Source organism: Methylovulum psychrotolerans (assembly GCF_002923755.1).
GTDB classification, from domain to species: domain Bacteria; phylum Pseudomonadota; class Gammaproteobacteria; order Methylococcales; family Methylomonadaceae; genus Methylovulum; species Methylovulum psychrotolerans.
Genome location: NZ_PGFZ01000007.1, coordinates 204,466 through 231,278, shown reverse-complemented (window position 1 = coordinate 231,278; position 26,813 = coordinate 204,466). Strand labels below are relative to the sequence as shown.

Below are 26,813 nucleotides of genomic sequence, written 5' to 3'. Positions count from 1 at the left end.
TATAATCAGCCTTTTTAACCCTTGTTACTTTGTATGCAGATTCCTTTCAAGAGTATTGGCATTATCGGCAAGCCCAGCGACCCGCGCATTGGCGCGACGCTGACCTTGCTTTATGACTATCTGAAGGCCGCCCACTACACGGTGATGATTGCCCAGGATAGTGCAGGCTTTATCAACGATAGCGATGTACAGTCCTGTCCGATTGAGACCATCGGCCTGTATTGCGACTTGGTGATTGCGGTTGGCGGTGACGGCACTTTTTTGGCGGCGGCGCGGGCGGTGGTGGCGTACAACATCCCGATTATCGGCATCAATCTGGGGCGGCTGGGCTTTTTGGTGGACATTTCCCCCAACGAATTGCCGGGTCGCCTGCAAGACATCCTGCAAGGCCATTACACCGAAGAAAAACGCTATCTATTGCGCACCAAAATTATCCGCGACGGGCACATCATCCATGAAGAAACCGCCGTCAATGAAGTGGTCATACATCGCTGGGTCACGCCCAGCATGATTGAAATCATCACCAAAATTGACGGTGTGTTTCTAAACTCACAGCGTTCTGACGGCCTGATCATTTCCACGCCGACCGGCTCCACCGCCTACTCCCTGTCGGCGGGCGGACCGATTTTGTCGCCGTCACTCAACGCACTGGTACTGGTGCCGTTAAACCCGCATACCTTATCCAACCGCCCTATCGTCATTGCCGCCAGTTCGGAGATTGAAATCAGCTTTTGCCAAACCAAGCAAATCAATGCCTTAGTGACCTGCGACCACATTGAGATACCTAAAGTTTTCATCAGTGACAAGATTTTAATAAAACAGGAACCTAAACCGATTAGAATCTTACACCCAGAAGGTCACGACTACTTCTACATCCTCAGAAACAAATTAAACTGGAGCAGTGGCTACCACACATCCCCGCCATGTTAGTAAACCTTACCATTATCGACCTCGCGGTCGTCAAAATGCTCGACCTGGATCTGGATAAAGGCATGTCGGTACTGACAGGCGAAACCGGCGCGGGCAAATCTATTTTATTGACCGCCTTAGGCTTGGCTTTAGGGGACAGGGCCGATGCCGGCTACGTCCGCCCCGATTGCAAACGCGCCGAAATCAACCTGGAATTTGATTTAAGCGACGCGCCGCTGGCCCAGCAATGGTTACAAGAGCAGGATCTAGATAACGGCCTGCAATGCTTGGTCAGGCGCGTCATTAACCATGACGGGCGCTCTAAAGCCTATATCAACAACCGCCCGGCCACCTTACAGGCCTTGCAGGAACTCAGCGAAAAGCTCGTGGAAATCCACGGCCAGCACGCCCACCTGACCTTGCTCAACAGCGACGAACAGCGCCGCCTGTTAGATGTGTACGCGAAAAACCAACCGCTCTTGGATGAGCTGAACACCTGCTTTAAGCAGTGGCAACAGGCCAACAAAGAACTGCTGGCCTTACAAAAAGCCGCCGCCGACCAAACCGAGCGCGAAGCCTTGCTGGTTTACCAAATCGCCGAGTTGCAAGAGCTGGACATGGCTAACTTCAGTTACGCCGCCATCAACGAAGAGCATGAAAAACTCGCCAACCTGGGGGAAATCCTCAGCACCGGGCAAAGCGTGGTCGATAGCCTGTACGAAAACGACCAACTGGCAGTCATTGCCCTGCTTGGGCATAGCCTGTCGGAACTGGGCCATATCGCCCGCTACGCCCCCGAATTAACCGAAATCAGCAACCTATTAGCGGAAGCGAAAATCCAGACCGAAGAAGCCGCCCTACAATTGCGGCGGTTTTTAGAGGCGCAAGAAGCCGACCCGCTACGCCTGAACGCCATAGAAAGCCAGCTCGGCGTCATCCACCAGCTCAGCCGCAAACACCATATCCCCGCCGATGAACTGCCCGCCCAACTCACCAAACTGGAGCAAGAACTGGACAGGCTGACCCATAGCAGCGAACGCATCGAAGCGCTGACCCTGCAAACCGGGCAACTGTCCGCCCGCTACCAAGCGTTGGCCGCGCAATTGTCCGAACGCCGCCAACAAGGCGGCAGCCAACTGCAAACGCACATTTCCGCCGTTATCAAAGAACTCGGTATGCCCCAAGGCGAGTTTTTGGTCGCCGTCAATCCACAGGCTAACAGCACACCCAAACTCAACGGCAACGACAAAATCGAGTTTCTGGTCGCCTCCAATCCCGGCCTGCCGCCCAAAGCCCTCAGCAAAGTCGCTTCCGGCGGCGAATTGTCGCGTATCAGCCTGGCCATCCAAGTGACTACGGCTAATGATAAAACTACGCCGACTATGATTTTTGACGAAGTCGACGCCGGCATCGGCGGCGGTATCGCCGAAATCGTCGGCCAAAAACTGCGCCGCCTCAGCCATAACCGCCAAGTGCTGTGCGTCACCCACTTGCCGCAAGTCGCCTCCCAAGCACACTTCCACCTATTCGTCGCCAAAACCAACCAGACTGATATTACCGCGTCCACCGTCAGACTATTAGACAATAGCGAACGCGTCCACGAAGTCGCCAGAATGCTCGGCGGAGTTAACATCACCGCCAACACCCTCGCCCATGCCGAAGAAATGCTCCAACAAGCGGCAGTAACGGGCTGAGTTTAGCCAAAATTCCTAGCAAACGCCCCAAAACGGGCCTCACCCACCTAACTTATAAGGATCATCAATGAAACGCTTTCCTGCCGAATGGGAAAAACAATCCGCCGTCTTAATCGCCTGGCCTCATGAAACCGGCGATTTCAGCAACCGCTTAGCGACCGTCGAACATTCCTATTCCTTTATCGCCAACACCATCAGCCGTTACCAAACCCTGATCATTGTGTGCCGGGATAGCGTCCACCAACAGCACATCGAAAGCTTGCTGGCCGACACCCATAACATCCGCTTCCACCACGCCCGCACCAACGACATTTGGGTGCGCGACAGCGCTTTTTTAACCGCCGAACACGACGGCCAAGCCACTTTGCTCAACTTCACCTTTAACGGCTGGGGCGAAAAATACCCGCACGATGCCGACAATGCCCTCAACCACACCCTATTAAACCACCCGCTGTTTCAAGCCGCCCCCCATCAGGACGTTAGCTTCGTATTAGAAGGCGGCAGTGTCGAGAGCGACGGTTGCGGCACGATCATGACCACCCGCCAATGCCTGTTAAACCCCAACCGTAACCCCAGCCTCAGCCAACAAGACATAGAACGGCAATTGCAAGCGCAATTCGGTGCGGAACGGATTTTATGGGTAGACCAGCCCAACCTGTCCGGCGACGATACCGACGCGCATATCGACACCCTGGCACGCTTTTGCACCGCCGACACCATCGCCTACACCAGCTGCGACGATGCCGCCGACCCGCATTATGCCAGCCTGAAAAATATGGAAGGGCAACTGCAAGCCTTCCGCACAGCAACCGGACAGCCTTACCAGCTCATCCCGCTGCCGATGCCGCAAGCGATTTATGACGAAGAAGGCCAACAACTGCCCGCCAACTACGCCAACTTCCTCATCATCAACGGCGCGGTCATGGTACCCGTCTACGACGACCCCAACGATGCCGTCGCCCTACAACGCTTAAGTGCCTGCTTCCCCGACCACACCATCATCGCCACCCCATGCCGCCCCTTGGTGCATCAATACGGCAGCCTGCACTGCATGACCATGCAGTTCCCTGAACAGGCCTTGGCGATTGCTTAAACCAACCGCCACGTTTAAAGGGATAGCGCTTTCGCACCAGAAAAGCACTATCCCTGCCCTAACCGCTAAAAACACCTCAGCCGAGACCCTAAAACGCTGGCTCAGGGCTTGGATTTGCCGGACATTCAGTTGCCGCTTACCGCGCAAAATTTCCGACACCACGCCTTGGCTACCCATTTCCGGCAAATCACTTTGCTTTAACTGATGCTCCGCCATCAAATAAGCCAAAACGTCTTGTGGCGGTGCGGCAGGAATCGGATAATGGGCCTGCTCGTAATTGGCGACCGCCATCCCCACTATATCCAATAAAGTTGCCAAGGGATGGTCTTCATTTTCGCCAACTTCGTCGATTAACTCATTAAGCAAGGCAATACGCTCTTGGTATTGCGTTTCCGTGTAAGGCACCGAAACTAACGGCGCAAGAGGTTGCCAGCTTGTCATCATGGCTTGTAAATTGCTATTCATAACAGACACCTTATAGTGTTATAGTTTCCATTTGCCTTTGTCGTACTCGGCATGAGTCAGTATATGCCTGACAAATAATGTTTTCCGGTTGTAGTAGATGGCGGCGATTAAACGGACATTGTTGCCGTGGATATTAAAAACAGTCAAACTGTCACCGTTTTTATTTTTAACCGCATCCGCACTCGGAAAAATGGCTTTTGATTCGTTGAAATTGGCGAATTCATTTTTACTGACTAAGTGATACCAAGTATTAAGGGGCTTTTCAGCATCGGGATGCATTGCACTGAAAATTTTGATTGGAGTGCGGGATAATGATATGCATGATTCTGAATATCCTTATAAAAAATCAGTTGAATTACATTTGACAGGATTAAATTATTTTGAAACGAGATTACCATACACCTTTTTTTAAAATATTGTTGTTTCAAGCGCATCAAGCCTTTCATCATTAAACCACTCATGGTAAAAATGACCATTAGAATTTGGTCAAACGCAAAATAAGGACGATACGATATTAAAAAATGAACACCAACATAAATAACAAAACAGTCAGCACAAAAGTTTATTTAAACGTTCCTTATTCAAGGAAAGATGAAGCAAAAAATATGGGAGCAAAATGGGATCCTGACTTCAAGTCTTGGTATATGCTTGAAAACAATAGAAATTTTGATAAATTAACACTATTATTTCCAGATATTATATTAATTGGTGAAGACAGAACTTTTGGTGGTAACCAGTTATTTGTTGATTTAATCCCTAAGTCTTGTTGGTTTACCAATGTGAGATATTGTATTGCCGAAGATGATTGGAATAGGCTTAGAAAAATAATTTATCAACGTGCCAATAATGTATGTGAATGCTGTGGTGAATTGAATGGAAAATGGTTAGAAGCTCACGAAAGGTGGAGCTATGACGACAAAAACAAAATTCAAAAATTAGAAAGACTTATTGCATTGTGTAAAGACTGTCATACATCGACCCACTTAGGATACGCCCAAATCAAAGGCTTGGGGGAGTACGCAGTGCAACATTTACAGAAAGTAACAGGTTTCAACAACAAACAACTTCAAGAGCATATAGATAGAGCGTTCGAGACTTGGAGAGAACGCTCCGTTAATGAATATACACTGGACTTACGTTTAATAACAAACTCAGGTATCAAACTTAACTTCCCCATTAGAAACGCATAATTTATTTTAGTACCTTTTAAATACAATTGAGGCTCCCCCCATGCTAGAAACCTACCGTAAACATGTCGCCGAACGCGCCGCCGAAGGTGTTGTCCCCAAACCGCTGGATGCCGCGCAAACCGCCGCCCTGTGCGAACTCATCAAACAACCGCCCGCTGGCGAAGAAGCCTTTATCCTCGATTTGCTGGCCAACCGTATCCCCGCCGGGGTTGACGAAGCGGCGTTTGTCAAAGCGGCCTTTTTGACCGCCATCGCCAAAAGCGAAGCCACATCACCGATCTTAACCCCCGAAGATGCCACCGAACTGCTCGGCACCATGCTCGGCGGTTATAACATTGCCCCGTTAATCGACCTATTAGACGTGGCCGCGCTGGCGCCCATCGCCGCTAAAGCCCTGACGCACACCCTCTTAGTGTTTGACGCTTTCCATGACGTGCAAAGCAAAGCCGATGCGGGCAATGCTTACGCCAAACAAGTCCTGCAAGCCTGGGCGGATGCCGAATGGTTCACCAGCAAACCCGCCGTACCCGAAAAGCTCACCGTCACCGTTTTTAAAGTCACAGGCGAAACCAACACCGACGACCTGTCACCCGCCCCCGACGCATGGTCACGTCCCGACATCCCGCTCCACGCCAAAGCCATGCTGAAAATGCCGCGCGAAGGCATCACCAACGCCGAGCAACAGATTACCGAACTGAAACAAAAAGGCTTCCCGGTCGCTTACGTCGGCGACGTGGTCGGCACAGGTTCCTCGCGCAAATCCGCGACTAACTCCGTGTTATGGTATATGGGCAACGACATTCCTTTTATCCCTAACAAACGCGACGGTGGGGTTTGTATCGGCGGCAAAATCGCCCCCATTTTCTTCAACACCATGGAAGATTCCGGCGCGTTGCCGTTCGAGTGCGACGTGAGCCGCTTACTAATGGGCGATGTCATCGACATATTCCCTTACCAAGGTATCGTCAAACGCCATGACAGCGACGAAGTGGTGTGCCACTTCAGCCTAAAAACCGATGTCCTGATGGACGAAGTCCGCGCCGGGGGGCGTATTCCGCTGATTATTGGCCGCGGCCTCACCGATAGGGCGCGTAAAGCCTTAGGCTTGCCCGCCTCCGAAGTCTTTATCCGCCCCAGCGACGAAGCCGACAGCGGCAAAGGCTACACCTTAGCGCAAAAAATCGTCGGCAAAGCCTGCGGCGTGGCGGGTGTGCGTCCTAACACCTATTGCGAACCGCACATGACCACGGTCGGCTCCCAAGACACCACCGGCCCCATGACCCGTGACGAGCTGAAAGACTTGGCTTGCTTAGGCTTCTCCGCCGACTTGGTGCTGCAATCGTTCTGCCATACCGCCGCCTACCCCAAACCCGTAGACGTGACCATGCAGCACACCCTGCCCGACTTCATCATGAACCGGGGCGGCGTGTCCTTACGTCCGGGCGACGGCATTATCCATTCCTGGCTAAACCGCACCCTATTGCCTGACAGCGTCGGCACTGGCGGCGACTCGCACACCCGCTTCCCTATCGGCATCTCCTTCCCGGCCGGTTCCGGCCTGGTCGCCTTCGCCGCCGCCACAGGCGTTATGCCGCTGGACATGCCCGAATCGGTCTTAGTGCGCTTCACTGGTACCATGCAGCCCGGCATCACCTTACGCGACTTGGTCAACGCCATCCCCTACGCCGCCTTACAAAAAGGCTTGTTGACCGTCGCCAAACAAGGCAAGAAAAACGTCTTCTCAGGCCGTATCTTAGAAATTGAAGGCTTGCCGGACTTAAAAGTCGAACAAGCGTTTGAATTGTCCGACGCATCCGCCGAACGCTCGGCGGGCGGCTGCACCATCAAGCTTAACGAAGCCCCAATCCGCGAATACCTCAACTCCAACATCACCCTGTTAAAATGGATGATTGCCCAAGGTTACGGCGATGTCCGTACCATTGAGCGGCGCATCAAAGACATGGAAGCATGGTTGGCGACCCCCGTATTACTGGAAGCCGATGCCGATGCCGAATACTTTGAGATCATCGACATTAACATGGACGACATCAAAGAACCGCTGTTGGCCTGCCCGAACGACCCCGACGACATCAAACCGTTGTCAGAAGTCGCCGGCACCAAAATAGACGAAGTGTTCTTAGGCTCGTGCATGACCAATATCGGCCATTTCCGCGCCGCCGGAAAATTGCTGGAACAACATAAGAGTTCTTTACCGACCCGCTTATGGGTTGCCCCACCGACCAAAATGGACCAAAACCAATTGGTCGAAGAAGGCTACTACGGCACGTTCGGCAAAGTCGGCGCCCGCACCGAAATGCCCGGCTGCTCGCTGTGCATGGGCAACCAAGCGCGGGTAGCGGAAAACGCCACCGTTGTCTCCACCTCCACCCGCAACTTCCCGAACCGCTTAGGCAACGGGGCGAACGTGTTCCTGTCATCCGCCGAACTGGCCGCCGTTTGCTCCATCTTGGGCAAAATCCCGACCGTTGAAGAATACATGCACTACGCCGCTCAGATTAACGCCACCGCCGATGACACCTATCGGTACTTAAACTTTAACTTGATGGAAAAATATCAAGAAGCCGCACTGAGTTAGGCCTAAGCCCCTAAAGCGAAAAAAGCCGCCCGGCGCAATGCCGGGCGGCTTTTTTTATGCCCCATTTGAAACCACTTAGGCGCAGCAATCAAAGCGATACTTAACCGTATTTTCCCGGCATGTTATGCTATGGCTTTCGGCATCTTCCACCCCCAAAGGACACCGACATGGGACAGGCACTCAAAGACACCCAATACTACTGCTACGGCGATTATCTGACCTGGCCGGATGATAGCCGCTATGAACTGATCGACGGCCAAGCTTACGCCATGTCGCCCGCACCCGACTTGGCGCACCAAGATATAGCGGGGGAAATTTACCTGCAAGCACGGTTAGCTTTAAAGAACAAACCCTGCCGCGCCTTCATCGCCCCCGTTGATGTCCGCCTGCCCAAACATAACGAAGCCGACCAGCAAATTGACACCGTCGTCCAGCCCGATGTCTTAGTCGTTTGCGACAGCAGCAAACTGGACAGACGCGGGGTACGCGGCGCACCCGATTGGATAGTCGAAGTGCTCTCACCCGGCACCGCCAGCCATGACCAGATCCGCAAACGGCTATTGTACGAGCGGAGCGGAGTGAAAGAATATTGGCTAGTCCACCCCACCGACCGTCTATTGACCGTCTACCGCCTAAACGGAGCCGAATACGGCAAGCCGGAACTGTCCGAATTGACGGGAGCCAGCCAAGTCGGCGTGTTGCCCGACATTATCATCCACTGGGATGAGCTGAGCAGCCGCTTGCCAGATCCAGACGCTTATTAACCCCCACCAACCTCCTCCTTGCCAAGGGGACAGGAGCTTTTTTACCTTAGCATTTACACCTGTACGGCGGAAAAAAAAACTTGCCCCTTCCCCCCCCTGCCAATCTGTTTATTGGTTAGGCACCAGCACCACCGATTTAGTTTCCGGCATCGCCCACATAGAACCCGTTAAAGGGTCAACAATAAACATACCAATCGGACTGCCAAGCAAGATATTGCCCCAATACCAATTGTTCAACTGAGCATGTAACGGCGTACCTTGTGAATTAAAGCCTTCTTTTTGGAATTTCAGGGTATATTTCTCACCCCTAAAATAGCCCGCATCCGGCTTTAGCGTCACTGTGCTAGGGGTAATGCCGCTATGCACGACCTTACCGTCATGATTTGTCACAACAAAGTTCGCACGTTCAGGGACACTGGTAATCGTGACCGGATTAGGCGCGTGGTTAACGATACTGGCACAACCCGATAACAAACCAAAAGCTAAGGCAATAACGCTATTTTTCTGCAACAACATAAAGGATCCTTAAAAATAAATTAAAAATGATAACAAAGCCCGCCCCGTGCGCTTACTTCATCATTTGCTGTTTAAAAACACCATCCAATTTACGATTGGTTTGATTATTATAAGTAGGGCCACCATCGATTACTTGTCTGGAAGGCACTATCACACCCCCAGCCGGGGCTTTTTTTGCCGCTGCGGCAGGATCAGGAGAAGCGATAACCATATCATCTTTATACGGGCAAGAATCAGAACGGAGCATAGAACCGTAACTGGTATCTTTTTCAAAATCCTCCCAAACATACAGCGGATAGGCAACCGGCTTGGTAGGAATGGGCAAGGTGATCAAATCGACAACCCCCGTACCTATCCGGCCAATCGTATTTATCGTCCCTTTGAGAAAACCGCCGACCACGCCATAAAAGATATTGCCATCATTCGTTGTGTTAATGATATTTTTAGGTATCTCAGCGGGTGCGAACGTTAAATTGGCGACTGTACGCAAGGCTTTTTCATTAATTCTTTGCCCATAACTGCACGGTGCTTGGCTTTGGATTTCATCCAACATAGCGGCATTAGTGGTTTTATCATCATACACATCCGCATGGCCTTGGGGCAGATAAAGCGTTATAAGTCCGGCGCATACAAAAGATACGAAGAAACGGTTAGATTTAATCATGGCAAATCCTGTAAGTTATTTTTAATGATAGAACAAGTATAGCAGAGCTTGGGATTTTATTTTCCCAATGCCTTAGCAAAAACATCAGCCATAGTGCCGCGCTGAGGCTCCGGTTTTTTGGCGGGAGCCGCCGTTTGCTTAACGCGCGGCGGCTCCGCTTTAGCAGGGCGGGCCGGACGCGCATCAGGAGCCGATTTCATACTCAAAGAAATACGTTTACGCGCCACATCCACCTCCAGCACCGTCACCTTGACAATATCGCCGACCTTGACCGCCTCCTTAGGGTCTTTCACAAACGTGTCCGACAAATGGGAAACATGCACCAAACCGTCCTGATGCACCCCAATATCGACAAACGCACCAAAATTGGCGACATTACTGACCACCCCCTCCAGCTTCATCCCCACTTCCAAATCAGTGATTTTTTCAATACCCGCCATAAAAGCCAAACTCTTAAACTCCGGCCTAGGGTCACGACCCGGCTTTTCCAACTCCTGTAAAATATCCGTCACCGTCGGCAAACCAAAATGCGCATCCGCATAACGGCTGGCATCCAAATTACGCAAAAACGCCCCTTGCCCGATTATATCGCGGATAGACCTGCCTGTATCCCTGATAATCGCCTCAACCACCGGATAAGCCTCAGGATGTACCGCCGACGCGTCTAACGGATTATCGCCGTTCATAATGCGCAAAAACCCCGCCGCCTGCTCATAAGTCTTATCACCCAAACGGGGGATTTTCTTCAACTGCTCGCGGCTGGTAAAAGGCCCGTGCTCATCCCGGTACGCGACAATATTCTCGCTGACACTCGCCGACAACCCCGACACCTGCTTAAGCAACGGCACCGAAGCCGTATTGACATCCACCCCCACCGCATTCACACAATCCTCAACCACCGCATCCAAACTACGCGCCAACTGCACCGGATTGACATCATGCTGGTACTGGCCCACCCCTATCGACTTAGGGTCAATCTTCACCAACTCCGCCAAAGGGTCTTGCAAACGCCGGGCAATCGACACCGCCCCGCGCAACGACACATCCAACTCAGGAAACTCCTTAGCGGCAAATTCCGAAGCCGAATACACCGAAGCGCCCGCCTCCGACACCACCATCTTGGTCATTTTCAGCTCAGGGTGCAGCTTCATCACCTCCGCAACCAACTGGTCGGTTTCCCTAGACCCCGTACCATTACCGATGCTCACCAAATCCACCCCATAGTCCGCCGCCAATTGCGCCAACGCCGCAATAGACTCATCCCACTGCTTGCGCGGCGGGTGCGGATAAATCGTCTTAGTCGCCAGCAGCTTACCCGTCGCATCCACCACCGCCACCTTCACCCCCGTGCGGATGCCCGGATCCAGCCCCATCGTCGTCTTACTGCCCGCCGGAGCCGCCAACAACAACGCCCGCAAATTACTGGCAAACACCTTAATCGCCTCCTGCTCCGCCGCCTCCCGCAAGCGCAGCTTCAAGTCCACATCAATGCGCGTAAACAGCTTAACCTTCCAACCATACCGCGCCGTCTCCGCCAACCACGCATCCGCCGGACGCGCCATATCCGACACCTTAAGGTATTGGGCGACAAACTGGGTGCAAATATCATGCTCCGCCTTCTCATCCGCCGCCGGAAGCAAATGCAGCGCCAGCACATCCTCGTTCCGCCCGCGCAACAACGCCAACGCCCGATGCGACGGGATTTTATTAATCGCCTCGCTATAATCAAAATAATCCTTAAACTTCTCCGCCTGCTGCTCCTTGCCCGCCACCACCGTCGCCTGGATAACCCCCTTATGCCAAACCCGCTCCCGCAACTCCGACAACAGTTGGGCCTCCTCAGAAATCCGCTCCATCAGAATTTGCCGCGCCCCCTCCAAAGCCGCCGCCACATCCGCCACCCCCTTATCGGCATCGACATACGCCGCCGCCACCTGCTCAGGTATCAGGCTACGGTCTGCCAGCAAACCGTCAGCAAGCGGCTCCAGACCCGCCTCACGCGCAATTTGCGCCTTCGTGCGGCGTTTGGGCTTAAACGGCAGATATAAGTCCTCCAGCAAGGTTTTTGTCTCCGCTGCATTAATCGCCTTCTCCAGCTCAGGAGTCAGCTTATCCTGGCTACGGATACTCGCCAAAATACTGGCGCGGCGCTCGTTCAACTCACGCAAATACCCCAGCCGCTCCTCCAGCATCCGCAACTGGGTATCATCCAAGCCCCCTGTCACCTCCTTACGGTAACGGGCAATAAAAGGCACGGTCGCCCCTTCGTCCAGCAGCTTCACCGCCGCACTGACTTGTCTGGGGTTTACGGCTAATTCTTCGGCAATACGGGCAATCACATCCATCTTTTCGCTTTTTCTACAGTTTAAAAGCGACCATTGTAGCCTGAATGCGGCAAAATTTGATAACTGGCGCACATTTTTTTGCCCGCGCCAAATTGCCTCAATTTCATGAATATGAAACAAAATCGCATAAATCATGCCGTCTTCAGACCCCTGCCAAAACAATTTTGCACAGGTTTTGTTTCTTATTTAGCCAAAAAACTGGTATCATGATCCCCGTAAGTTGGATGCTGTGTAAGAAACAGTGAGTTTTTAATTACATTAGGGAGAAGCCATGCTTATACTGACTCGCCGAGTAGGGGAAACTTTAATGATTGGTGACGAAGTGACGGTTACTGTCCTTGGAGTCAAAGGGAACCAGGTTCGCATAGGTGTCAATGCACCGAAAGACGTCTCTGTACACAGAGAAGAAATTTACGAAAGAATAAAAAAAGAACAAGCAGAGTCAGCTGGTTCTGAGTAAAACAGTTTCAGGAGGGATGGCCGAGAGGCTGAAGGCGCTCCCCTGCTAAGGGAGTATGGGCTTTAACTCCCATCGAGGGTTCGAATCCCTCTCTCTCCGCCAAAATTCAAAATTTTTTTAAAAATTTCTTGACATCAAAATTAACTTACAAGATAATAACTAGCTCAACACAACGCGCCCGTAGCTCAGCTGGATAGAGTAATCGGCTACGAACCGATCGGTCGGGAGTTCGAATCTCTCCGGGCGCGCCACTCATAAAAGTTTAATCCCCTGTAGCTCAGTCGGTAGAGCGGGTGACTGTTAATCACTAGGTCGGCGGTTCGAGCCCGTCCGGGGGAGCCAAGTAAACCAAAGGCTTAGAGTAAAATCTAAGCCTTTTTTTTGCCCTAAAATAAAAAATGTCGCAATTTTGTCGCAGTTCAAAATAAAACACGGCAACAATCCACAATAAGGCCGCACCCCTTGCCTAATTCAGGCACAAAAAAGCCGCCCGAAAGCGGCGTTTATCTGGAGTGGGTTAAAAGAATCCTTAGGGTTTTCTCAGGGTATCGCTAATCATCGGCATCTATGAGCCATGAGGTATATTCACAAATGGCCTAAAATGCCGGACTTTTCCATTCTGGGGCTTCAAGTTTTCCGTGGCCTTTTGGGCTAAAAAAACGCTTGACGTTGCCTTGCATGGGGTATGTTCACAAATGGCCGTAAATGGCCTCATAAAAGCGGTTTTTCAGTCTTATCCAGCCTAGTTGTTACATTATCACACTGCCCCCCCCTCCCCCTTAGGGTTTCCGCTTCTTATCTCCACGGGCAGGGCATTTCCTGCTAACAAATCCTCACATTGTCGCCTGTTGGGCAAGCGTTTAGCCAGTCTGGGTGTGCGCCTTGAACCATGCCTTAAATGTGCGTGTCTTGGTTCTGTTAAAAACGCGCCGTAATTCGCAAAATCTTGGGCTTATCTTGCCGTTACATGTCTTTGCTTCGGGCAAAGGCCGTTTAGTGCCGATTTGGCCTTGCCCTCCGCCGTCTTGGGGCCTGTACTTAATCCGCCATGAAATTTACAACGCCCGTTCCGGTAAACCGCTTTTGACCTGCACGGTTCCCCGTTGGCTTTTTTCGCCCCGCATAAGGCGGCATCGTTGCCCATTTTTTATATCTCCGAAAGCCGCCTGTCATTCCCTATAGGCGGGTTAAAAAAGTGGTTTTTTAGCTGTCTTGCAAAATAGGGGGGGTGTGTCTGAAAGTTAAAAAATTAGAAAGTTTAGGATAATTAGCATTTTTAGAAAGTTTAGACGGTTTAAGCAACGGCGCGGCCTGTAGGGCATGAACACGCCCCAAGACTGGCTAAAATCAGTAAATCCCGTTTTCAGTTTTCCAATTTTTCAGTTTTTCAGACACCCCCCCTATTTTTCAGTGTCCGCCCTGTGTGGCGGCGCGGTATTCGTCCGCCGTTGTTTGTCCGCCCCGCCCCTGATCCAAGGCCGAATAGGTTTTGGCGTTTCTGTTACCCGGCACGATATACCAGCGGTGGCCTTTGCCGTAATCGCTGCCCGTGTAGGCGGCAAGCACCTTGTTAACCTGTGCCTTGCTAAAGCCGCCGTTCCGGTGCGCGTCGTCCACCAAGTCGGTTTTGAGGGTGTCGCCCTGTTCGAGGGCTTCCAGTATGGCACTGATAACGGGCCGGTCTTTTTCCATTTGCTCATTTGTCCGGCGTTCCTGTTTGGCCTGTTCCGCCGTGGTCTTGTCCAGCGATTCGATTGAGTTTAACCGCTGTTCATAGGTTTGCCCCTGTGCGGTCGAGTAGGTGTAACCCGCCTCGCTGTCAACATCGCCCCGCGCCTTGATATTCTCAAACAACACGCTTTTTTTGCCCTGTGCGCTGCCCACCTCGTCCAGCGTATAGGCGCAATCAACGTCGTCCACAATATCGGACGTGCCGCCAAAAACCACCTTGCCCTCTCCGTCACGGTTCTTATTGGTATGCGCCAATAAAATCAACGTGCCGCCGTTGGCGACAAACGCCCTACCTACGCGCATAAATTCGGTGGAGGTTTTTTTGTCCATCAAATCGGTGAATTTTTTCAGCGTGTCGAGGATGATAATTTGCCCGTGGGCGGTGTCTTCCTTAATCATCGTTTGGACATAGAGCAAAAACGCCTTGGTGTCAAAGCCGCCATGCCCCGGCGCAAGCATGTGGAAACCATGCCGTTCAGCCAGCTTTAGCTTTTCAACCAAGCCCTTGTAATCGTCATCGGCGTTAATATAAAAAATATCCGCGCCTTCAATGGCCCCCTCCCCGATAGCTTGGATAAGCAACCAAAGGGTAAGCAAGGTTTTACCCGTGTTGGGTTTGGCGTAAATGGCGGTGGCCTGCCCATAAATGGCAATATGGCCTAAGACAAATTTATCGGCTAACATTTTTTTCTCCATTTCGTTGGAACGACCTTTTAGGGAAAATTGGGCAAGGGTAAAGGGTGGCTTTGGGCTTCCTTCCCCTTGTGATTGTGGCGCGTCTTTGGCCTGTTCTTGCATAAAGAGCCGTTGGTTGTGTTTGGTTATGTCAGCATTCCACCTTAACGCCGCCGCCCAATCGCCGCCGTGTTCCAGCAAACGGGAACAATCGAAAGCGTCATGGGCAAAACCATCGTTAAGGTCATCGCCGCTGTGGGAATAGACGCGTTCCACGCCATCGGCACAATTGCGCATAATCACCGCGCCGGGTGCTTTCGATCCGCTGCCCGGCCTGATGTATCGGTCTTTTCCGGCGGGCTTGTAACCGTTGCGGACAAGCACGGCATCCACGCTAAAAGCTTGGTTAAATCCCCTTATGGGGTCACGCATACCCGCTATATTTTCGCCTTGCCTTGGCTGTCGTGGCGCGGCTTTGGGCGGTTTCGTGCCGATACCTAGGACAGAATCAAAGCACTTTTTCCAGTCTGCCGGGTGCTGTAGTATGTCCAGCAACACATCAGGGGCCGGCGGGATATTCGCGGGGTCGCCTATCAGCTCATAATTGCCGCCTTCGGGGTGTCGCCCTAAAATCACGTCTTGGCAATTGCCACAACGCAATTCAAACACCATCACGCCTTGGGATTTAAATTGCTGTAAATTCGGCCATGCAAAGCCTTGGGGAAGCTTAAAAATCAGTTTGCCCCTGTTGGCCTTGGAGCTTTTGATTTCGAGGCGGTTTTCATTTTCTAACCAGTCTTGGGGTTGGTTGTCGGTCAGTTCATTAAACCCCTTAAGTGTCAGTTCCACATCATCCAAGTCAAGGGCTAACGTGCCGCTTGCGCTGTGATATAGGCCAAAATTATAGTCGTCACAACCAATAAAAGCATCGGGGCTGCTAGAGTAGCCATTCGGGTTTTCAGGGCTACGCGGCCTGTTCCAGCCTTTTCGGGGGGCTTTGGTGGGCTTGCCGTTAATCGGTGGGATTGCCACCAGCGACAAACCCGCCGCGCATAACGCGGCAAGTTTGCTGTCCATAATTACCCCTTAGCCATCAATAGCCAAACGGTTAGGCGGATAAAATCCGCTTTTAAATTAAGGGCCATACGTTTAATATAGCCCTGCTGTCTAAGTTTCATTGCTTACCCCTCTTTGCTTGGGCGGTTGCCGCCGCCCTCGCTTCAAGACTATCAACGGCCTTACAAAATGCCGCCACCCTCTCCGCCAATTCCGGCGTGAATTCTGCAAACAGTTCGTAACGGGTAAAGGTTGCGGTGCGGCGTACAATATCTTGTGTTAATGCCGTTTCGTCATGATTTACAATCGGCCACCCCTTATCGCGTAACTTGTCGATATAACCGCCCAAGCGGTAGCTGCAAGATGCAGAATCAAATTCACGGTGGGATAGCGTTAAGCCAGTCGGTAGCATTCGCCTTAACGCCCTTGCTTGAAGGCTGCAAACCTTAGGAAGAAGCGCGTTTTCCGAACCTAACAGGGGTTTGGTGTCGTTGTAATCGGCGCGGGTGATATGGCGGCGGTTATCGCGGATAACTTGAGAGACAATCATTATTTGCCTCCTTGATTGCCTAATTCCAGCCAAGTGAAATATTTTGGCTCATTGATAAGGACACGCCGCCCATTGCGGACAATCGCGCCAGATTTTTTTAGGCCGTTGGTTTCTTGGTTGAATATCTGGCTCCTAACCCCGCCAATCTTGAAAGCTTTGTGTTTTTCACAAAACTGATTGACCGTTAAGTAACTGTATAAGGTCGCTTGCTGTTCAGTTGATAAATTGCTTTGTTCGTTCATAAGTTCACCATCATTTATTGACTGATAAGGTTTGTCATTAGCTGTTGTCGCCAATGATGTTGCCAGTATAAATAGATGATTTTTAATATGTTCTTAGTGCCTGTTAGTTGCCATTAGTGCGTTATTAGTGTCGCTTAGCGTTCTTTTTGGCATAAAAAAACCGACATTAAGTCGGTTTTTTTGTGTTTAGAGTTTAAGCCTTGAATCGCCGATTATATGTCCGTAAAAACGTGTCAAAATCCACTTCCGTACCGCCGTTAAGCGTAATGATTGCCGACTTTCGTTCTCCTTCAATATTTCTTATCAAACCATCTTTAAATTTACTGGCAACCAATTCGCCCCAAGCTGTTTTGGCAGAGTGTTTTCCGCGTTCGTCTCCATCTTTTAGGCCATAAGACTCAAACATATTATAAATAAGGATTAATAGCTCGTTAGTGTCACGCTTTTTTGGAATTAGGTATTTAGGCTTTTTAGTTTTACCTGTGTCGCTAACGGTTTGAGTTATCGCAACACCATTCCTCACTGCTTCTGTTATCGACCCATTGTTTTCTTGAACAATATCAGCAACAGTAAAAGTATGCGGCTCGTCTAATTCAAAGTGAACAAAAGTTTTTTCCGATAATTGGCCGCCCCCGTGTTCTGGAAAAATACGGGCTGTTTTGACTCTGCCAGCATCCCTTAACATTTTCTCATCAGAAAGTGATAATGTATAAATGGCATTCCGCACCCCTTGCCTCATTTCGGTGCGGATTCCTTCAGGACTTCCTATCCAGTATTCCGTATAAACTAACGTTCCGGCTCCGTAATAACTAACCCGCATCAAATCAGCTTTAGGGATTGCCTCCGCCCCAAACCAATTGTTAAGCAAGCAATCGGGTGGCAAAGGCCAGCCATGTTTTGAAACCAGCCATTTTTTAAACTCTTTTGCTGAAACCTTGCACCGTCCGTCATTGGCATAAGCCCACCGATATTTAGTAAAAGCGTCTGAATCACGGCCATTTTCCCCACGATTGTTACAGTAAAACCTTTTATATCTCGATAAGGTGTCATTGTATTTAAAGGCAGGCATGGGGTGCGTGTCTCCCTCCCATTCGCTTTCCAAGGCAAATGGTGAACAGAGGTCACTCTCAGAGACAAGATGTTTTAGCTCATCACGGCCAACAAGCGGTAACAATAACTGCAATTCGTCCAGTTCGCGTTCAGGATTAAAAGAAAAATGTTTAATATCATCACAGCCTACAAGTGGACACAATAACTGCAACTTGTGTTCGGGGTGTTCGCACAGCCACCGCCAATCAAAATGGCGCACCTCGTGAAAATAATCAATACCCATCGGCTTCAAACAAGCCTCCGCTATCTCAAAAGCGTAGTCGTCGATCAATTTTTGGTTGCCCCTGTAGCGCAAGGTGGCAATATCTTTGATGCTTAACCTATCATCCAGTTTTTTACGCAATGCCTTTTCTTCAAGCGTCAATTGTGGCGGTAACATACTGATAGCCATCACACGCCCCCGAATATTTTGGCGTTCATTGAGGCAACCACATTGCTTACATGCCCATCCGACAAATGGGCGTACCGTTTCACCATCGCAAGGGTCTTATGCCCCAACACTTCGGCTATTTCGGCCAAGCTCGCGCCGTTCATGGCAAGATAAGACGCGGTGCAATGGCGTAGGTCATGCCATTTAAAATCCTCTATTTCGGCGCGTCTTAGAGCCGTTTCCCAAGGGGTGCGTAAATCCAATGGTTTCAGCGGGTCTATATTGCTTGGGAATAATAGCGAGGTATCTAGCCGCCTAACTTTGCCGTATTCACGCAACAGTTCCAGCCCATGCCCTGCCAAAGGAACCCGCCGCCGTGTACCGTTTTTGGTTTTGTGCAAAATGAGAAAACCGTCTTTAAGGTTCACATCCGGCCATTTCAAACCCATCAGTTCAGCTTGCCGCATTCCGGTGGATAAGGCCAATATCACGCATAGGTAAAGCTGTTTGTTGCTGGAAGCTTGGCAAGCGGCCAATAATCTGGCGCGTTCGTCATCGTCCAGACAGCGGACTCGTCCATCTGATTCGGTGGGCTTGGTAACTTTCCGCATAGGTGAATCTTCCAGCCACCCCCATTCCTTTACCGCCTCCGTAAACGCACTGCTTAACGCCGCCATGTAGCGAACTACAGTGGCAGGGCTTCGCTGTGTGCCACGGCATGTTGTACCAGCGGCTAATTCATCGCGGCATTGCCCGATTAAAGCAGGGGTTACATCAGATAACAGATAAACGCCTATTTGTTCCTTCCACCATTCCATCTGCTGTTTTTGTCTAACAGCTTGCTTAGGCTTTTTTGGCAAAACGTCTTTGATGTACCTGTCTGCTAAATCCGCCAAGGTGTGTTTTTTTGCTTCGGTGGTTTTAAAATGCCGCCCTTCCCTGATTGCAGACTCAGTGTCTTGAATCCATTTTTTAGCCTTGGTCTTATGTTTAAAGGTTGCCGTTTGTGCCGGATAGCCTTTTAAGCGAACCTCAGCCGTATAGCGGGGGGTTCCGTCTTTAGCGGTACGTTCTTTGATGGTTGCCATGCAATTACTCCATAGGGAGCAGTGGCGTTTGATATAATCAAGCCAGCCATGCTTAACCCTGTCTGTTAAGTTTTGGTTAGGGCTTGTCGGTGTTGGTAGCACCCTCAAGCCCGCGTTTTTTCTAGGCTTGCATTATAATTCTTTGTCGCAATTTTGTCGCAGTTGGCTATAAAAACAGGCAATAAATGGCAGTAAACGGCAATAACAAATTTTAATAACCCTTTGATTTAATTGTTATGTGTTGTTGCGGTTTATGGTGGTTTTTTGACTTCATTAGACTGTTAATCACTAGGTCGGCGGTTCGAGCCCGTCCGGGGGAGCCAAGTAAATGAAGGCCCTGCATGAATTATGCAGGGCTTTTTTTTTGCCTTGCGTCCGGCCTCCGGTGCGAGTGATTATCGCATCATTAACTTAGCCGTTTTTCACCCCGTCCTTTATTTTGTGCGCCCAAGAAGATCATTTAAACTCTTGATAGCAGCAAATGGGCTATACTGTTGAATACAGCCGACCTGATGAATGCTACGTTATAAGCAATAGTCCTAACCTAACATCAGTGGTGGCGTTCAAACAAATGGATTGACCACTTTAAGCTGCCCATCAAAGACTTGCCCGTGCTGCATATCCTGCGAATACAGGATTTCACAGCCTGCCAACAAGGCCGCCGCCACGATCAGCGAATCCCAATGGGAAAGCTGATGGCGGCGTGTCAGGCCAATGGCCTTACGGATGGTTTGCCCGTTCACGGGATAATACGCTCACGGTTTCGTTAATGACTTGCGAACTGACGGTCAGGCCTTCGGCAAGGATTGCCCTAGCTTTGGCCTGTCGCTCAGAAGGGTGGCCTACGGCGTACACCACGATATTGGTGTCGGCAAACTCAAGGGCGTTCATGCAGTTCTTCCCGATTAAACGGCACGCCATCGTAAAGCCCCTGATACCTATCCAAGGTCGCCAAGGCCTTCTCCCTATTCCCGTGTGGCTGTTGCGCCATTTTGGCTTGTAAGAATTCGGCAAAATCCAACACTTCCGCCGCCTGTTGTTCGGGTAGGGTTTTGACGGCGGCAAAAATTTTTTCAGCGATGATGCTCATGGTATTGGCCTATTTTTGGATTGCTATGCGTCCGGTTTGTCTTGGTTATGTGGGTTTGCGGGGTATGTCCATTACGCCATACGCCATCCTTCGATTAGGGTATTTTAGAGAATGCCAGAGAAATGTACAACAATAAATTAATATTAAATATCAATTATTTAACTAGATTAAGACAGACATTACAAGAGATTAAAATTTATAAGTCGGCGGTTCGGACCCGTCTGGGGGAGCCAAGTAAATGAAGGCCTTGCATAAATATGCAGGGCTTTTTTTTGCCTTGCGTCCGGCCTCCGGTGCGGGTGATTATCGCATCATTAACTTAGCCGTTTTTCACCCCGTCCTTTTAACTGGACTTTATTTTGTGTGTCCAAGAAATTAGTTTAAACTCTTGATAGTGGTAAATTGGCGATTCTGTTGAAGATAGCTGACCTGATGAATGCTACGCTATAAGTGGGTGTGCAAAAAATGTGGTTAAAAAATTTTTGCACACCCACTTACAGATAAAAGCACTACATTCAATAGCACAGGAGAAAACCGTTATGCAAACACGTTATAAGCTGGAGCCAGATGAGTTGAATGAAAACTTCTTGCAAGCCCTAAAATTATTATTTAGCGGTAAAACTGTCGAAATATCGGTACGCGAAGCCGATCCCGTAAATGAACAGAATGACATCTGGCAGGCCATCCAGCGTTTCCGGCAGCAAATGAATCCGGCTGATTTTCCTGAAGATGAGGATATTTTTGCAGATGTGCGTGACCGCTCCATGGGGCGCGAGGTTGAACTTTGAGCGTCATTTATTTACTCGACACCAATATCCTATCAGAACCAACGCGAGCGCATCCTCATTCGCACGTCATGCAAAGCCTACAGCAGCATCGGCACCGCATTGCCAGTGCCACTATCGTGTGGCATGAACTACTGTTCGGCTGCCAACGCTTACCCGTTTCCCGTAAACGGGAGCAATTGGAAAACTATTTGCAAGATTTGTTGCTCTCAGGCTTAACCCTATTACCCTACACCCAAGCGGCTGCCGAGTGGCACGCCTCCGAACGCGCCAGGCTGACAAAAATGGGGCAACCCCCTGCTTTTATAGACGCAATGATTGCCGCTATTGCCTATACGCACAACCTAATTTTAGTCACGCGCAACACAGATGACTTCAAAAACTTTTCAGGCATTCATATTGAAAACTGGTTTGAAAAGTAAAATATAGGAACACCGTCACCCTTAGCAAAAAAACAACGTCTCAAATTGTGTTTTGAGGACTGTAGCACAGCGCCTAACCTCCCCTGATGTGGCTACACTAAACCGGACACACACTTTAAAATATCTTAAAAAGTGTGAGCCGAAAATGAGCCAAGAAAAACCGAAAACCTATGCGGCAGAATTTAGGGTATCTGCTGTCAAGATGGCAACCGAATCCGAAAAACCAGTCGCCGAGACAGCCAGTTGGGGATCAACATCAATACCTTGCAGACTTAGATTGGCAAATATAGCCGTCCCCAACCGAAACAGGCGTTTGACGCGACGCTTGCAAAGTGGTTGGTTACCGGTTCGGCAGAATTTAGGATATAAACTGTGTACTTTAAAAAAGCCCCCAAAACCCAATATGAGCCTACATTCATCCCTAAAAATGCACACCTACGGCTATGACCTCCGATAACACCAACCCTATCATCTTCGTGCGCGGCATTAACAAGACGTATAGCGGCGGCTTCCAAGCACTGAAAAACATCAACCTGGACATCAAACGCGGTGAAATATTCGCCTTGCTTGGCCCCAATGGGGCGGGCAAGACGACGCTGATCAGCATCATCTGTGGTATTGTCAACGCGACCTCTGGCACCATTACCGCCGATGGCCATGATACCGTGCGGGACTACCGCGCGGCGCGGGCAAGCATCGGTTTAGTGCCGCAGGAACTGCATACGGACGCGTTCGAGTCGGTCTGGGCCACGGTCAAATTCAGTCGGGGGCTGTTCGGCAAAGCCCCCAACGCCGCCTATCTCGAAAAAGTGCTGCGGGATCTGTCGCTTTGGGACAAACGTAACCAGAAAATCAAGGATCTGTCAGGTGGTATGAAGCGTCGGGTGCTGATCGCCAAAGCACTCGCACATGAGCCGACGATATTGTTCCTTGATGAGCCGAGCGCCGGGGTGGACGTGGAGTTACGGCACGACATGTGGCGCATGGTGCGCGAGCTTCGCGCACAAGGCACCACCATCATCCTGACCACCCATTATATTGAGGAAGCCGAAGAGATGGCTGACCGCATCGGGGTCATCGACAAAGGTGAACTGATCGTTGTTGAAGATAAAGCACGGCTGATGCGCAAGCTGGGCAAAAAGCAGCTCACCTTAGTATTGCGCAAACCCATGACCAGCCTCCCGGCCGGTTTAAACGCTTGGCCGTTAACGCTCTCCGACAACGGGCACACCCTGATTTATAGCTTCGATAGCCAGAAAGAAGAATCCGGCATTGCCGAACTGCTGCGCACACTGAGTGAACACGGCATTGATTTCAAAGATTTACGCTCAACTGAGAGTTCGTTGGAAGACATATTCGTCAGCCTGGTACACAAACCTACGGAGACACAAGAATGAATATCTATGGCATTCGCGCCATTTACCGCTTTGAAATGGCACGCACCTTCCGCACTATATGGGAAAGCATCGCCGCACCCGTGCTGACCACGTCGCTGTACTTCATCGTCTTCGGCAAAGCCATCGGTTCGCGTATGGGCGACATTGACAGCGTCAGTTACGGCGCCTTCATCATCCCAGGGTTGGTGATGCTAAGTTTACTGAACGAAAGCATCTCCAATGCCTCTTTCGGAATTTACATGCCCAAGTGGGCGGGCACCATTTATGAGTTGCTATCGGCGCCGGTTTCGTGGGCGGAAGCGCTGCTCGGTTATGTGGGTGCAGCGGCGACCAAATCAGTGATGCTGGGTCTGCTGATTCTGGGCACAGCCCGCCTGTTCGTGCCCTACGAAATCGCCCATCCCTGGTGGATGATCGCTTTTCTTTTACTGACCGCTGTTACCTTTAGCCTATTCGGCTTTATTATCGGCCTGTGGGCTGATAGTTTTCAGAAATTACAGGTGATACCGATGCTGGTTGTCACCCCGCTAACCTTCTTGGGCGGCGCATTCTATTCGATCAATATGTTGCCTCCCTTATGGCAGAAAATTACCCTATTCAATCCGGTGGTGTACCTGATCAGCGGCTTCCGCTGGAGCTTCTATGGCATTGCCGATGTGAATGTCGCCACAAGTATTGGCATGACGTTTGGTTTTCTTATTATCTGCCTGACTTTTGTCTGGTGGGTGTTTAAAACCGGCTATAAAATTAGAAATTAACAAAATCCTGCGTATTTTAACTTATCAATACATCCCTGCCGATTTCAAACTGTCATAAACATCTAACCTAACGGTCATAAAATTCACATATTCCTTGTGGTAATGTGGCGGGTGTCCGGCTCTGCGGACAACCCACTCTTCCATTCAACTTGGTTAATTGCGAGGTTTCGATGTTTAAATTAAGACATTCTGTAATGGCTGTGGCGAGCGTACTTTGCGCCCCTGCCGCACTGGCGACGACAACTACCCCCATCGAGCACGTTATTGTTATCGTTGGCGAGAACCACACGTTTGACAATGTTTACGGCGCGTACCAATCGCCAACAGGCAAAAAAGTGGCTAACTTGCTGTCCAAGGGCATTATTAATGCCGACGGCACACCAGGCCCCAACTTTGCCATGGCTGCACAAAAAACGGCCAGAAACGTTTTTGGCGCCAATTACGCTATCGGCTTTGGCAATAAAAAACCTTACGCCTACTTACCTGCACCGAACACCACTTACGCAACCGATTTGCCGTTTGACCAAGAAGATACCCGTTATCCTGCCAATCTGCCCAACGGCCCTTTCCAAATGACCAACGCCAACGCCCCTTACGATCCGGCTCCGGCAAAAACCTATTATGGCGACCCCGTCCACCGTTTTTTCCAAATGTGGCAAATGACCAGTATGGGTAAAAATGACCTGTTCACCTGGGTAGGCACCACTACAGGCATCGGCAACCAAAGCAACTGGGGCGGCCACAGCACGCCAACCGATGTCCAACAAGGCGGCGAAGCCATGGGCTTTTACAACATGAGCCAAGGCGATGCCCCCATCTTAAAAGCCTTGGCTGACCAATACGCGTTAAGCGACAACTACCACCAATTCATCATGGGTGGTACAGGCGCTAACTTTATCGGCTTGGTCACAGGCGACGTGGGCTTTTACACCCAAAACGGCCAAGCTGCCGTACCGCCCGCCCTACAAATCGAAAACCCTAACCCGACCACTAATCCGGCCATTTTCAGCGTCAACAACAACTGGTATTCGCAAGACGGTTACAGCGGCGGTTCTTATGTCAATTGCAGTGACATCAACCAACCAGGCGTAAAAGCCATTTTTGAGTTTATCTGGAAGAAAAACATTTTTAACGGCGGCAACTGCGCGGCCAACACCTATTATTTAGTCAACAACTACGGCTTGGCTTACGACCAATACGGCAACCTAAAACCTTTTCATCCTAAAGCCACCACGCCAGAAACTATCCTGCCACCGCAAACTATCCCCACCATCGCCGACAAATTGGCGGCCAACGGCATTTCTTGGAAGTATTACAGCGGTGGTCGCAACGGCGATCCCGATCCTAACGAATATTGCGGCATTTGCGACCCGTTGACCGGCTTCGCCTCTATTATGACCACAGAGCAAAAATACAATCTGCAACCTATCGCCAACTTTGACAGCGACATCAGCAAAGGCAGCTTACCTGCCGTTGCCTATTTGCGCCCTTACGAAAGCAAAGCCGGCCATCCCGCCAATGCGACTTTACCTGACTTTGAGCAGTACGTCTTAAGCGTGGTAAACCAAGTCAAAGCCAATAAAAAGCTCTGGAAAAACACCGCCATTTTCGTTACGGTTGATGAAGGCGGCGGCTATTATGACTCCAACTACATCCAACCTATCGACTTCTTTGGCGACGGTAGCCGTATCCCGCTACTGGTCGTATCGTCTTGGGCGAAAAAAGGCCATATCGACCACAGCTACGGCGACCATGCGTCCATCTTGAAATTCATCGAGAAAAACTGGGGGCTAAACCCGCTGTCTTACCGCAGCCGCGACAACTTGCCTAACCCGGTTGTCGGCTCAAACGGCGCGTACATCCCTGCCAACCAACCCGCCATTACCGACTTGATGGGCTTGTTTAATTTTAAAATGTAACCATCCGCCGTTAACTTAACCGGACGCAGCTTACCGCGCACCCTGTTAGTTTTCACCAGACCGCCCGGACTTGTAAAAATCCGGGCGGTTTTTTTATGTTGCGGCAAAACCCCGTTATCCCCTGCCCTTCACTCCCTGCGTTGCAAAGTTTCTGCGGTTTTATCCAACGCCCTTGAAGCCCTATCAAAAGCTTGCCATAACGCTTCCGTATCAGACGGTGCTGCGGTAGCTAAATTGCCTAATGCGATTGCCGCCTTAATCAAACTAAATACCGGACTATACAATGCAGGTTGTCCGCGCCCACCTTGCAATGTTTCCGCAATCGCCTGTAAATTTTGCAATTTAGGTTGCCAATTTTTCGGCATTTTAGGCGGAATTGTGGTTTTTTGCGTTGCCCTAAAAGATTCAATAATCTCCCCCCTGCTTTTGGCGGCCAGATATATTTCTTTCAAATCCTCGCTAAGACCACGACCAAAAAACACCTGATGCCTTATCACAATGCCGTCATAAATAACCTTATCGGCAAAAGGCAATAACACCGTGTCGATTATTTGGGGTAAATGGCTTCTGTCTATAATATTATCTAAGGGTTCCATCAAGCCGTGGACAGCATAAACCTTATCTTCAGGACCAATAAAAATGGCATATTTTTTTAAATAGCGTTCGATATAAAACTTACCGCGTACGAAAGTTTTCCAACTTAACACATTTGCCAATTCTTCTTGAGAAAATTGCTGGGGGTTATCGCGGACAAATTCATCAATCAAGCCAATATGCTCATACAACGCATTTCTGACCGGAAACTTCTCCTGCATTGTTAACGCCCTATATTCATCAAGCGAACCAATTGCAGGAACAATATTCAGTTTTTGGTTTATATAATATTGCAATGATGACGTTAAATCATAGAACAACTCGGCTTCT

26 protein-coding genes, 3 tRNA genes and 1 pseudogene are annotated in these 26,813 nt (G+C 50.2%); 16 read left to right on the top strand and 14 right to left on the bottom strand.

The features are described from left to right. Window positions 1-33: 33 nt before the first annotated feature. From AADEFJLK_RS15705 to AADEFJLK_RS15695, 3 genes are all read left to right on the top strand, one after another. Entirely contained in the window at window positions 34-930 is an 897-nt protein-coding gene (locus AADEFJLK_RS15705; protein WP_103974906.1) for an NAD(+) kinase, read from the top strand. Beyond that, complete coding sequence (recN, locus tag AADEFJLK_RS15700) at window positions 924-2,603, top strand: DNA repair protein RecN (RefSeq protein ID WP_103974905.1); 1,680 nt, start codon at window positions 924-926, stop codon at window positions 2,601-2,603. Before AADEFJLK_RS15705 ends, recN begins: the two co-directional genes overlap by 7 nt. A 67-nt stretch (window positions 2,604-2,670) precedes the next feature. Beyond that, the gene (locus tag AADEFJLK_RS15695) at window positions 2,671-3,696 is read left to right on the top strand and encodes an agmatine deiminase family protein (RefSeq protein WP_103974904.1); all 1,026 of its coding nucleotides are present in this window, start codon (window positions 2,671-2,673) and stop codon (window positions 3,694-3,696) included. Window positions 3,697-4,179: 483 nt separating this feature from the next. Here the strand turns inward: AADEFJLK_RS15695 and AADEFJLK_RS15685 are convergent, their stop codons facing one another. Continuing rightward, window positions 4,180-4,440: a type II toxin-antitoxin system HigB family toxin gene (locus AADEFJLK_RS15685; RefSeq protein WP_103974903.1), complete on the bottom strand. Its 261-nt coding sequence runs from the start codon at window positions 4,438-4,440 to the stop codon at window positions 4,180-4,182. Between the two features lie 242 nt (window positions 4,441-4,682). On the opposite strand from AADEFJLK_RS15685, the gene AADEFJLK_RS15680 reads away from it, so the two are divergent. The 3 genes from AADEFJLK_RS15680 (at window position 4,683) to AADEFJLK_RS15670 (ending at window position 8,711) form a co-directional block, all read left to right on the top strand. Beyond that, the gene (locus AADEFJLK_RS15680) at window positions 4,683-5,351 is read left to right on the top strand and encodes a DUF5710 domain-containing protein (RefSeq protein WP_103974902.1); all 669 of its coding nucleotides are present in this window, start codon (window positions 4,683-4,685) and stop codon (window positions 5,349-5,351) included. A gap of 40 nt (window positions 5,352-5,391) precedes the next feature. Beyond that, window positions 5,392-7,947 (top strand): bifunctional aconitate hydratase 2/2-methylisocitrate dehydratase, encoded by a 2,556-nt coding sequence (gene acnB / locus AADEFJLK_RS15675; RefSeq protein ID WP_088619110.1) that lies wholly within the window; start codon window positions 5,392-5,394, stop codon window positions 7,945-7,947. A 167-nt stretch (window positions 7,948-8,114) separates the two neighbouring features. Beyond that, window positions 8,115-8,711, top strand: coding sequence for a Uma2 family endonuclease (locus AADEFJLK_RS15670; protein ID WP_103974901.1), 597 nt, complete (start codon window positions 8,115-8,117; stop codon window positions 8,709-8,711). Between the two features lie 108 nt (window positions 8,712-8,819). Here the strand turns inward: AADEFJLK_RS15670 and AADEFJLK_RS15665 are convergent, their stop codons facing one another. From AADEFJLK_RS15665 to AADEFJLK_RS15655, 3 genes are read right to left on the bottom strand one after another with little or no spacing between them, the layout of a single operon-like run. After that, complete coding sequence (locus tag AADEFJLK_RS15665) at window positions 8,820-9,227, bottom strand: hypothetical protein (RefSeq protein ID WP_088619108.1); 408 nt, start codon at window positions 9,225-9,227, stop codon at window positions 8,820-8,822. Between the two features lie 52 nt (window positions 9,228-9,279). Further along, window positions 9,280-9,891 (bottom strand): exosortase system-associated protein, TIGR04073 family, encoded by a 612-nt coding sequence (locus tag AADEFJLK_RS15660; protein ID WP_088619107.1) that lies wholly within the window; start codon window positions 9,889-9,891, stop codon window positions 9,280-9,282. A 56-nt stretch (window positions 9,892-9,947) separates the two neighbouring features. After that, the gene (locus AADEFJLK_RS15655) at window positions 9,948-12,236 is read right to left on the bottom strand and encodes a Tex family protein (protein WP_103974938.1); all 2,289 of its coding nucleotides are present in this window, start codon (window positions 12,234-12,236) and stop codon (window positions 9,948-9,950) included. A gap of 271 nt (window positions 12,237-12,507) precedes the next feature. Here AADEFJLK_RS15655 and csrA point away from each other — a divergent pair, with 271 nt between their 5' ends. The 4 genes from csrA to AADEFJLK_RS15635 all read left to right on the top strand — a co-directional run bounded on the left by csrA (window position 12,508) and on the right by AADEFJLK_RS15635 (window position 13,038). After that, complete coding sequence (gene csrA / locus AADEFJLK_RS15650) at window positions 12,508-12,696, top strand: carbon storage regulator CsrA (RefSeq protein ID WP_088619106.1); 189 nt, start codon at window positions 12,508-12,510, stop codon at window positions 12,694-12,696. Between the two features lie 10 nt (window positions 12,697-12,706). Then, window positions 12,707-12,798, top strand: a tRNA-Ser gene (locus tag AADEFJLK_RS15645). A gap of 72 nt (window positions 12,799-12,870) precedes the next feature. Further along, a tRNA-Arg gene (locus AADEFJLK_RS15640) sits at window positions 12,871-12,947 on the top strand. A gap of 15 nt (window positions 12,948-12,962) precedes the next feature. Continuing rightward, window positions 12,963-13,038, top strand: a tRNA-Asn gene (locus AADEFJLK_RS15635). A gap of 610 nt (window positions 13,039-13,648) precedes the next feature. Here AADEFJLK_RS15635 and AADEFJLK_RS26115 read toward each other — a convergent pair. The 9 genes from AADEFJLK_RS26115 to AADEFJLK_RS15595 all read right to left on the bottom strand — a co-directional run bounded on the left by AADEFJLK_RS26115 (window position 13,649) and on the right by AADEFJLK_RS15595 (window position 20,608). Next, the gene (locus tag AADEFJLK_RS26115) at window positions 13,649-13,840 is read right to left on the bottom strand and encodes an HGGxSTG domain-containing protein (protein WP_103974900.1); all 192 of its coding nucleotides are present in this window, start codon (window positions 13,838-13,840) and stop codon (window positions 13,649-13,651) included. Window positions 13,841-14,103: 263 nt separating this feature from the next. Continuing rightward, window positions 14,104-16,179, bottom strand: coding sequence for a bifunctional DNA primase/polymerase (locus AADEFJLK_RS15625; protein ID WP_103974899.1), 2,076 nt, complete (start codon window positions 16,177-16,179; stop codon window positions 14,104-14,106). A 97-nt stretch (window positions 16,180-16,276) separates the two neighbouring features. Then, the gene (locus AADEFJLK_RS15620) at window positions 16,277-16,708 is read right to left on the bottom strand and encodes a hypothetical protein (protein ID WP_103974898.1); all 432 of its coding nucleotides are present in this window, start codon (window positions 16,706-16,708) and stop codon (window positions 16,277-16,279) included. Further along, window positions 16,708-16,950: a hypothetical protein gene (locus AADEFJLK_RS15615; protein WP_103974897.1), complete on the bottom strand. Its 243-nt coding sequence runs from the start codon at window positions 16,948-16,950 to the stop codon at window positions 16,708-16,710. Before AADEFJLK_RS15615 ends, AADEFJLK_RS15620 begins: the two co-directional genes overlap by 1 nt. A 193-nt stretch (window positions 16,951-17,143) precedes the next feature. After that, entirely contained in the window at window positions 17,144-18,451 is a 1,308-nt protein-coding gene (locus tag AADEFJLK_RS15610) for a hypothetical protein (RefSeq protein WP_103974896.1), read from the bottom strand. Then, window positions 18,451-19,518: a tyrosine-type recombinase/integrase gene (locus AADEFJLK_RS15605; protein WP_103974895.1), complete on the bottom strand. Its 1,068-nt coding sequence runs from the start codon at window positions 19,516-19,518 to the stop codon at window positions 18,451-18,453. The genes AADEFJLK_RS15610 and AADEFJLK_RS15605 overlap by 1 nt, the downstream gene beginning before the upstream one ends. Before the next feature lie 563 nt (window positions 19,519-20,081). Then, window positions 20,082-20,261, bottom strand: a complete 180-nt coding sequence (locus AADEFJLK_RS25635) for a PIN domain-containing protein (RefSeq protein ID WP_249028064.1) — start codon at window positions 20,259-20,261, stop codon at window positions 20,082-20,084. Further along, on the bottom strand, window positions 20,239-20,409 hold the full coding sequence (locus tag AADEFJLK_RS25630) for a PIN domain-containing protein (RefSeq protein ID WP_249028063.1): 171 nt from the start codon (window positions 20,407-20,409) through the stop codon (window positions 20,239-20,241). The genes AADEFJLK_RS25635 and AADEFJLK_RS25630 overlap by 23 nt, the downstream gene beginning before the upstream one ends. After that, window positions 20,396-20,608, bottom strand: coding sequence for a DUF2281 domain-containing protein (locus AADEFJLK_RS15595; protein WP_103974894.1), 213 nt, complete (start codon window positions 20,606-20,608; stop codon window positions 20,396-20,398). The genes AADEFJLK_RS25630 and AADEFJLK_RS15595 overlap by 14 nt, the downstream gene beginning before the upstream one ends. 539 nt (window positions 20,609-21,147) lie before the next feature. Here AADEFJLK_RS15595 and AADEFJLK_RS15590 point away from each other — a divergent pair. The 6 genes and pseudogenes from AADEFJLK_RS15590 to AADEFJLK_RS15570 all read left to right on the top strand — a co-directional run bounded on the left by AADEFJLK_RS15590 (window position 21,148) and on the right by AADEFJLK_RS15570 (window position 25,889). After that, window positions 21,148-21,396 (top strand): hypothetical protein, encoded by a 249-nt coding sequence (locus AADEFJLK_RS15590; RefSeq protein WP_103974893.1) that lies wholly within the window; start codon window positions 21,148-21,150, stop codon window positions 21,394-21,396. Continuing rightward, the gene (locus AADEFJLK_RS15585; RefSeq protein WP_103974892.1) at window positions 21,393-21,815 is read left to right on the top strand and encodes a type II toxin-antitoxin system VapC family toxin; all 423 of its coding nucleotides are present in this window, start codon (window positions 21,393-21,395) and stop codon (window positions 21,813-21,815) included. The genes AADEFJLK_RS15590 and AADEFJLK_RS15585 overlap by 4 nt, the downstream gene beginning before the upstream one ends. Before the next feature lie 145 nt (window positions 21,816-21,960). Then, window positions 21,961-22,088: pseudogene (locus AADEFJLK_RS26110) on the top strand (transposase); the annotation flags it as partial. Window positions 22,089-22,258: 170 nt separating this feature from the next. After that, window positions 22,259-23,212 carry an ABC transporter ATP-binding protein gene (locus AADEFJLK_RS15580; protein WP_103974891.1) on the top strand — a complete coding sequence of 318 codons (954 nt, stop codon included), beginning with the start codon at window positions 22,259-22,261 and terminating at the stop codon, window positions 23,210-23,212. Further along, the gene (locus AADEFJLK_RS15575; protein ID WP_088617876.1) at window positions 23,209-23,970 is read left to right on the top strand and encodes an ABC transporter permease; all 762 of its coding nucleotides are present in this window, start codon (window positions 23,209-23,211) and stop codon (window positions 23,968-23,970) included. The genes AADEFJLK_RS15580 and AADEFJLK_RS15575 overlap by 4 nt, the downstream gene beginning before the upstream one ends. Window positions 23,971-24,164: 194 nt before the next feature. After that, window positions 24,165-25,889, top strand: coding sequence for a phospholipase C (locus AADEFJLK_RS15570; protein ID WP_211299233.1), 1,725 nt, complete (start codon window positions 24,165-24,167; stop codon window positions 25,887-25,889). Window positions 25,890-26,017: 128 nt separating this feature from the next. Here AADEFJLK_RS15570 and AADEFJLK_RS15565 read toward each other — a convergent pair whose 3' ends face one another. Then, the gene (locus tag AADEFJLK_RS15565; RefSeq protein WP_146054627.1) at window positions 26,018-26,803 is read right to left on the bottom strand and encodes a hypothetical protein; all 786 of its coding nucleotides are present in this window, start codon (window positions 26,801-26,803) and stop codon (window positions 26,018-26,020) included. Window positions 26,804-26,813: the final 10 nt, after the last annotated feature.

What these genes read in the sequence shown, in the direction of transcription:
- AADEFJLK_RS15705 (WP_103974906.1), top strand. Translation starts at nt 34, where the DNA reads ATGCAGATTCCTTTCAAGAGTATTGGCATTATCGGCAAGCCCAGCGAC.
- recN (WP_103974905.1), top strand. Translation starts at nt 924, where the DNA reads ATGTTAGTAAACCTTACCATTATCGACCTCGCGGTCGTCAAAATGCTC.
- AADEFJLK_RS15695 (WP_103974904.1), top strand. Translation starts at nt 2,671, where the DNA reads ATGAAACGCTTTCCTGCCGAATGGGAAAAACAATCCGCCGTCTTAATC.
- AADEFJLK_RS15685 (WP_103974903.1), bottom strand. Translation starts at nt 4,440, where the DNA reads ATGCATCCCGATGCTGAAAAGCCCCTTAATACTTGGTATCACTTAGTC.
- AADEFJLK_RS15680 (WP_103974902.1), top strand. Translation starts at nt 4,683, where the DNA reads ATGAACACCAACATAAATAACAAAACAGTCAGCACAAAAGTTTATTTA.
- acnB (WP_088619110.1), top strand. Translation starts at nt 5,392, where the DNA reads ATGCTAGAAACCTACCGTAAACATGTCGCCGAACGCGCCGCCGAAGGT.
- AADEFJLK_RS15670 (WP_103974901.1), top strand. Translation starts at nt 8,115, where the DNA reads ATGGGACAGGCACTCAAAGACACCCAATACTACTGCTACGGCGATTAT.
- AADEFJLK_RS15665 (WP_088619108.1), bottom strand. Translation starts at nt 9,227, where the DNA reads ATGTTGTTGCAGAAAAATAGCGTTATTGCCTTAGCTTTTGGTTTGTTA.
- AADEFJLK_RS15660 (WP_088619107.1), bottom strand. Translation starts at nt 9,891, where the DNA reads ATGATTAAATCTAACCGTTTCTTCGTATCTTTTGTATGCGCCGGACTT.
- AADEFJLK_RS15655 (WP_103974938.1), bottom strand. Translation starts at nt 12,236, where the DNA reads ATGGATGTGATTGCCCGTATTGCCGAAGAATTAGCCGTAAACCCCAGA.
- csrA (WP_088619106.1), top strand. Translation starts at nt 12,508, where the DNA reads ATGCTTATACTGACTCGCCGAGTAGGGGAAACTTTAATGATTGGTGAC.
- AADEFJLK_RS26115 (WP_103974900.1), bottom strand. Translation starts at nt 13,840, where the DNA reads ATGGGCAACGATGCCGCCTTATGCGGGGCGAAAAAAGCCAACGGGGAA.
- AADEFJLK_RS15625 (WP_103974899.1), bottom strand. Translation starts at nt 16,179, where the DNA reads ATGGACAGCAAACTTGCCGCGTTATGCGCGGCGGGTTTGTCGCTGGTG.
- AADEFJLK_RS15620 (WP_103974898.1), bottom strand. Translation starts at nt 16,708, where the DNA reads ATGATTGTCTCTCAAGTTATCCGCGATAACCGCCGCCATATCACCCGC.
- AADEFJLK_RS15615 (WP_103974897.1), bottom strand. Translation starts at nt 16,950, where the DNA reads ATGAACGAACAAAGCAATTTATCAACTGAACAGCAAGCGACCTTATAC.
- AADEFJLK_RS15610 (WP_103974896.1), bottom strand. Translation starts at nt 18,451, where the DNA reads ATGGCTATCAGTATGTTACCGCCACAATTGACGCTTGAAGAAAAGGCA.
- AADEFJLK_RS15605 (WP_103974895.1), bottom strand. Translation starts at nt 19,518, where the DNA reads ATGGCAACCATCAAAGAACGTACCGCTAAAGACGGAACCCCCCGCTAT.
- AADEFJLK_RS25630 (WP_249028063.1), bottom strand. Translation starts at nt 20,409, where the DNA reads ATGAACGCCCTTGAGTTTGCCGACACCAATATCGTGGTGTACGCCGTA.
- AADEFJLK_RS15595 (WP_103974894.1), bottom strand. Translation starts at nt 20,608, where the DNA reads ATGAGCATCATCGCTGAAAAAATTTTTGCCGCCGTCAAAACCCTACCC.
- AADEFJLK_RS15590 (WP_103974893.1), top strand. Translation starts at nt 21,148, where the DNA reads ATGCAAACACGTTATAAGCTGGAGCCAGATGAGTTGAATGAAAACTTC.
- AADEFJLK_RS15580 (WP_103974891.1), top strand. Translation starts at nt 22,259, where the DNA reads ATGACCTCCGATAACACCAACCCTATCATCTTCGTGCGCGGCATTAAC.
- AADEFJLK_RS15575 (WP_088617876.1), top strand. Translation starts at nt 23,209, where the DNA reads ATGAATATCTATGGCATTCGCGCCATTTACCGCTTTGAAATGGCACGC.
- AADEFJLK_RS15570 (WP_211299233.1), top strand. Translation starts at nt 24,165, where the DNA reads ATGGCTGTGGCGAGCGTACTTTGCGCCCCTGCCGCACTGGCGACGACA.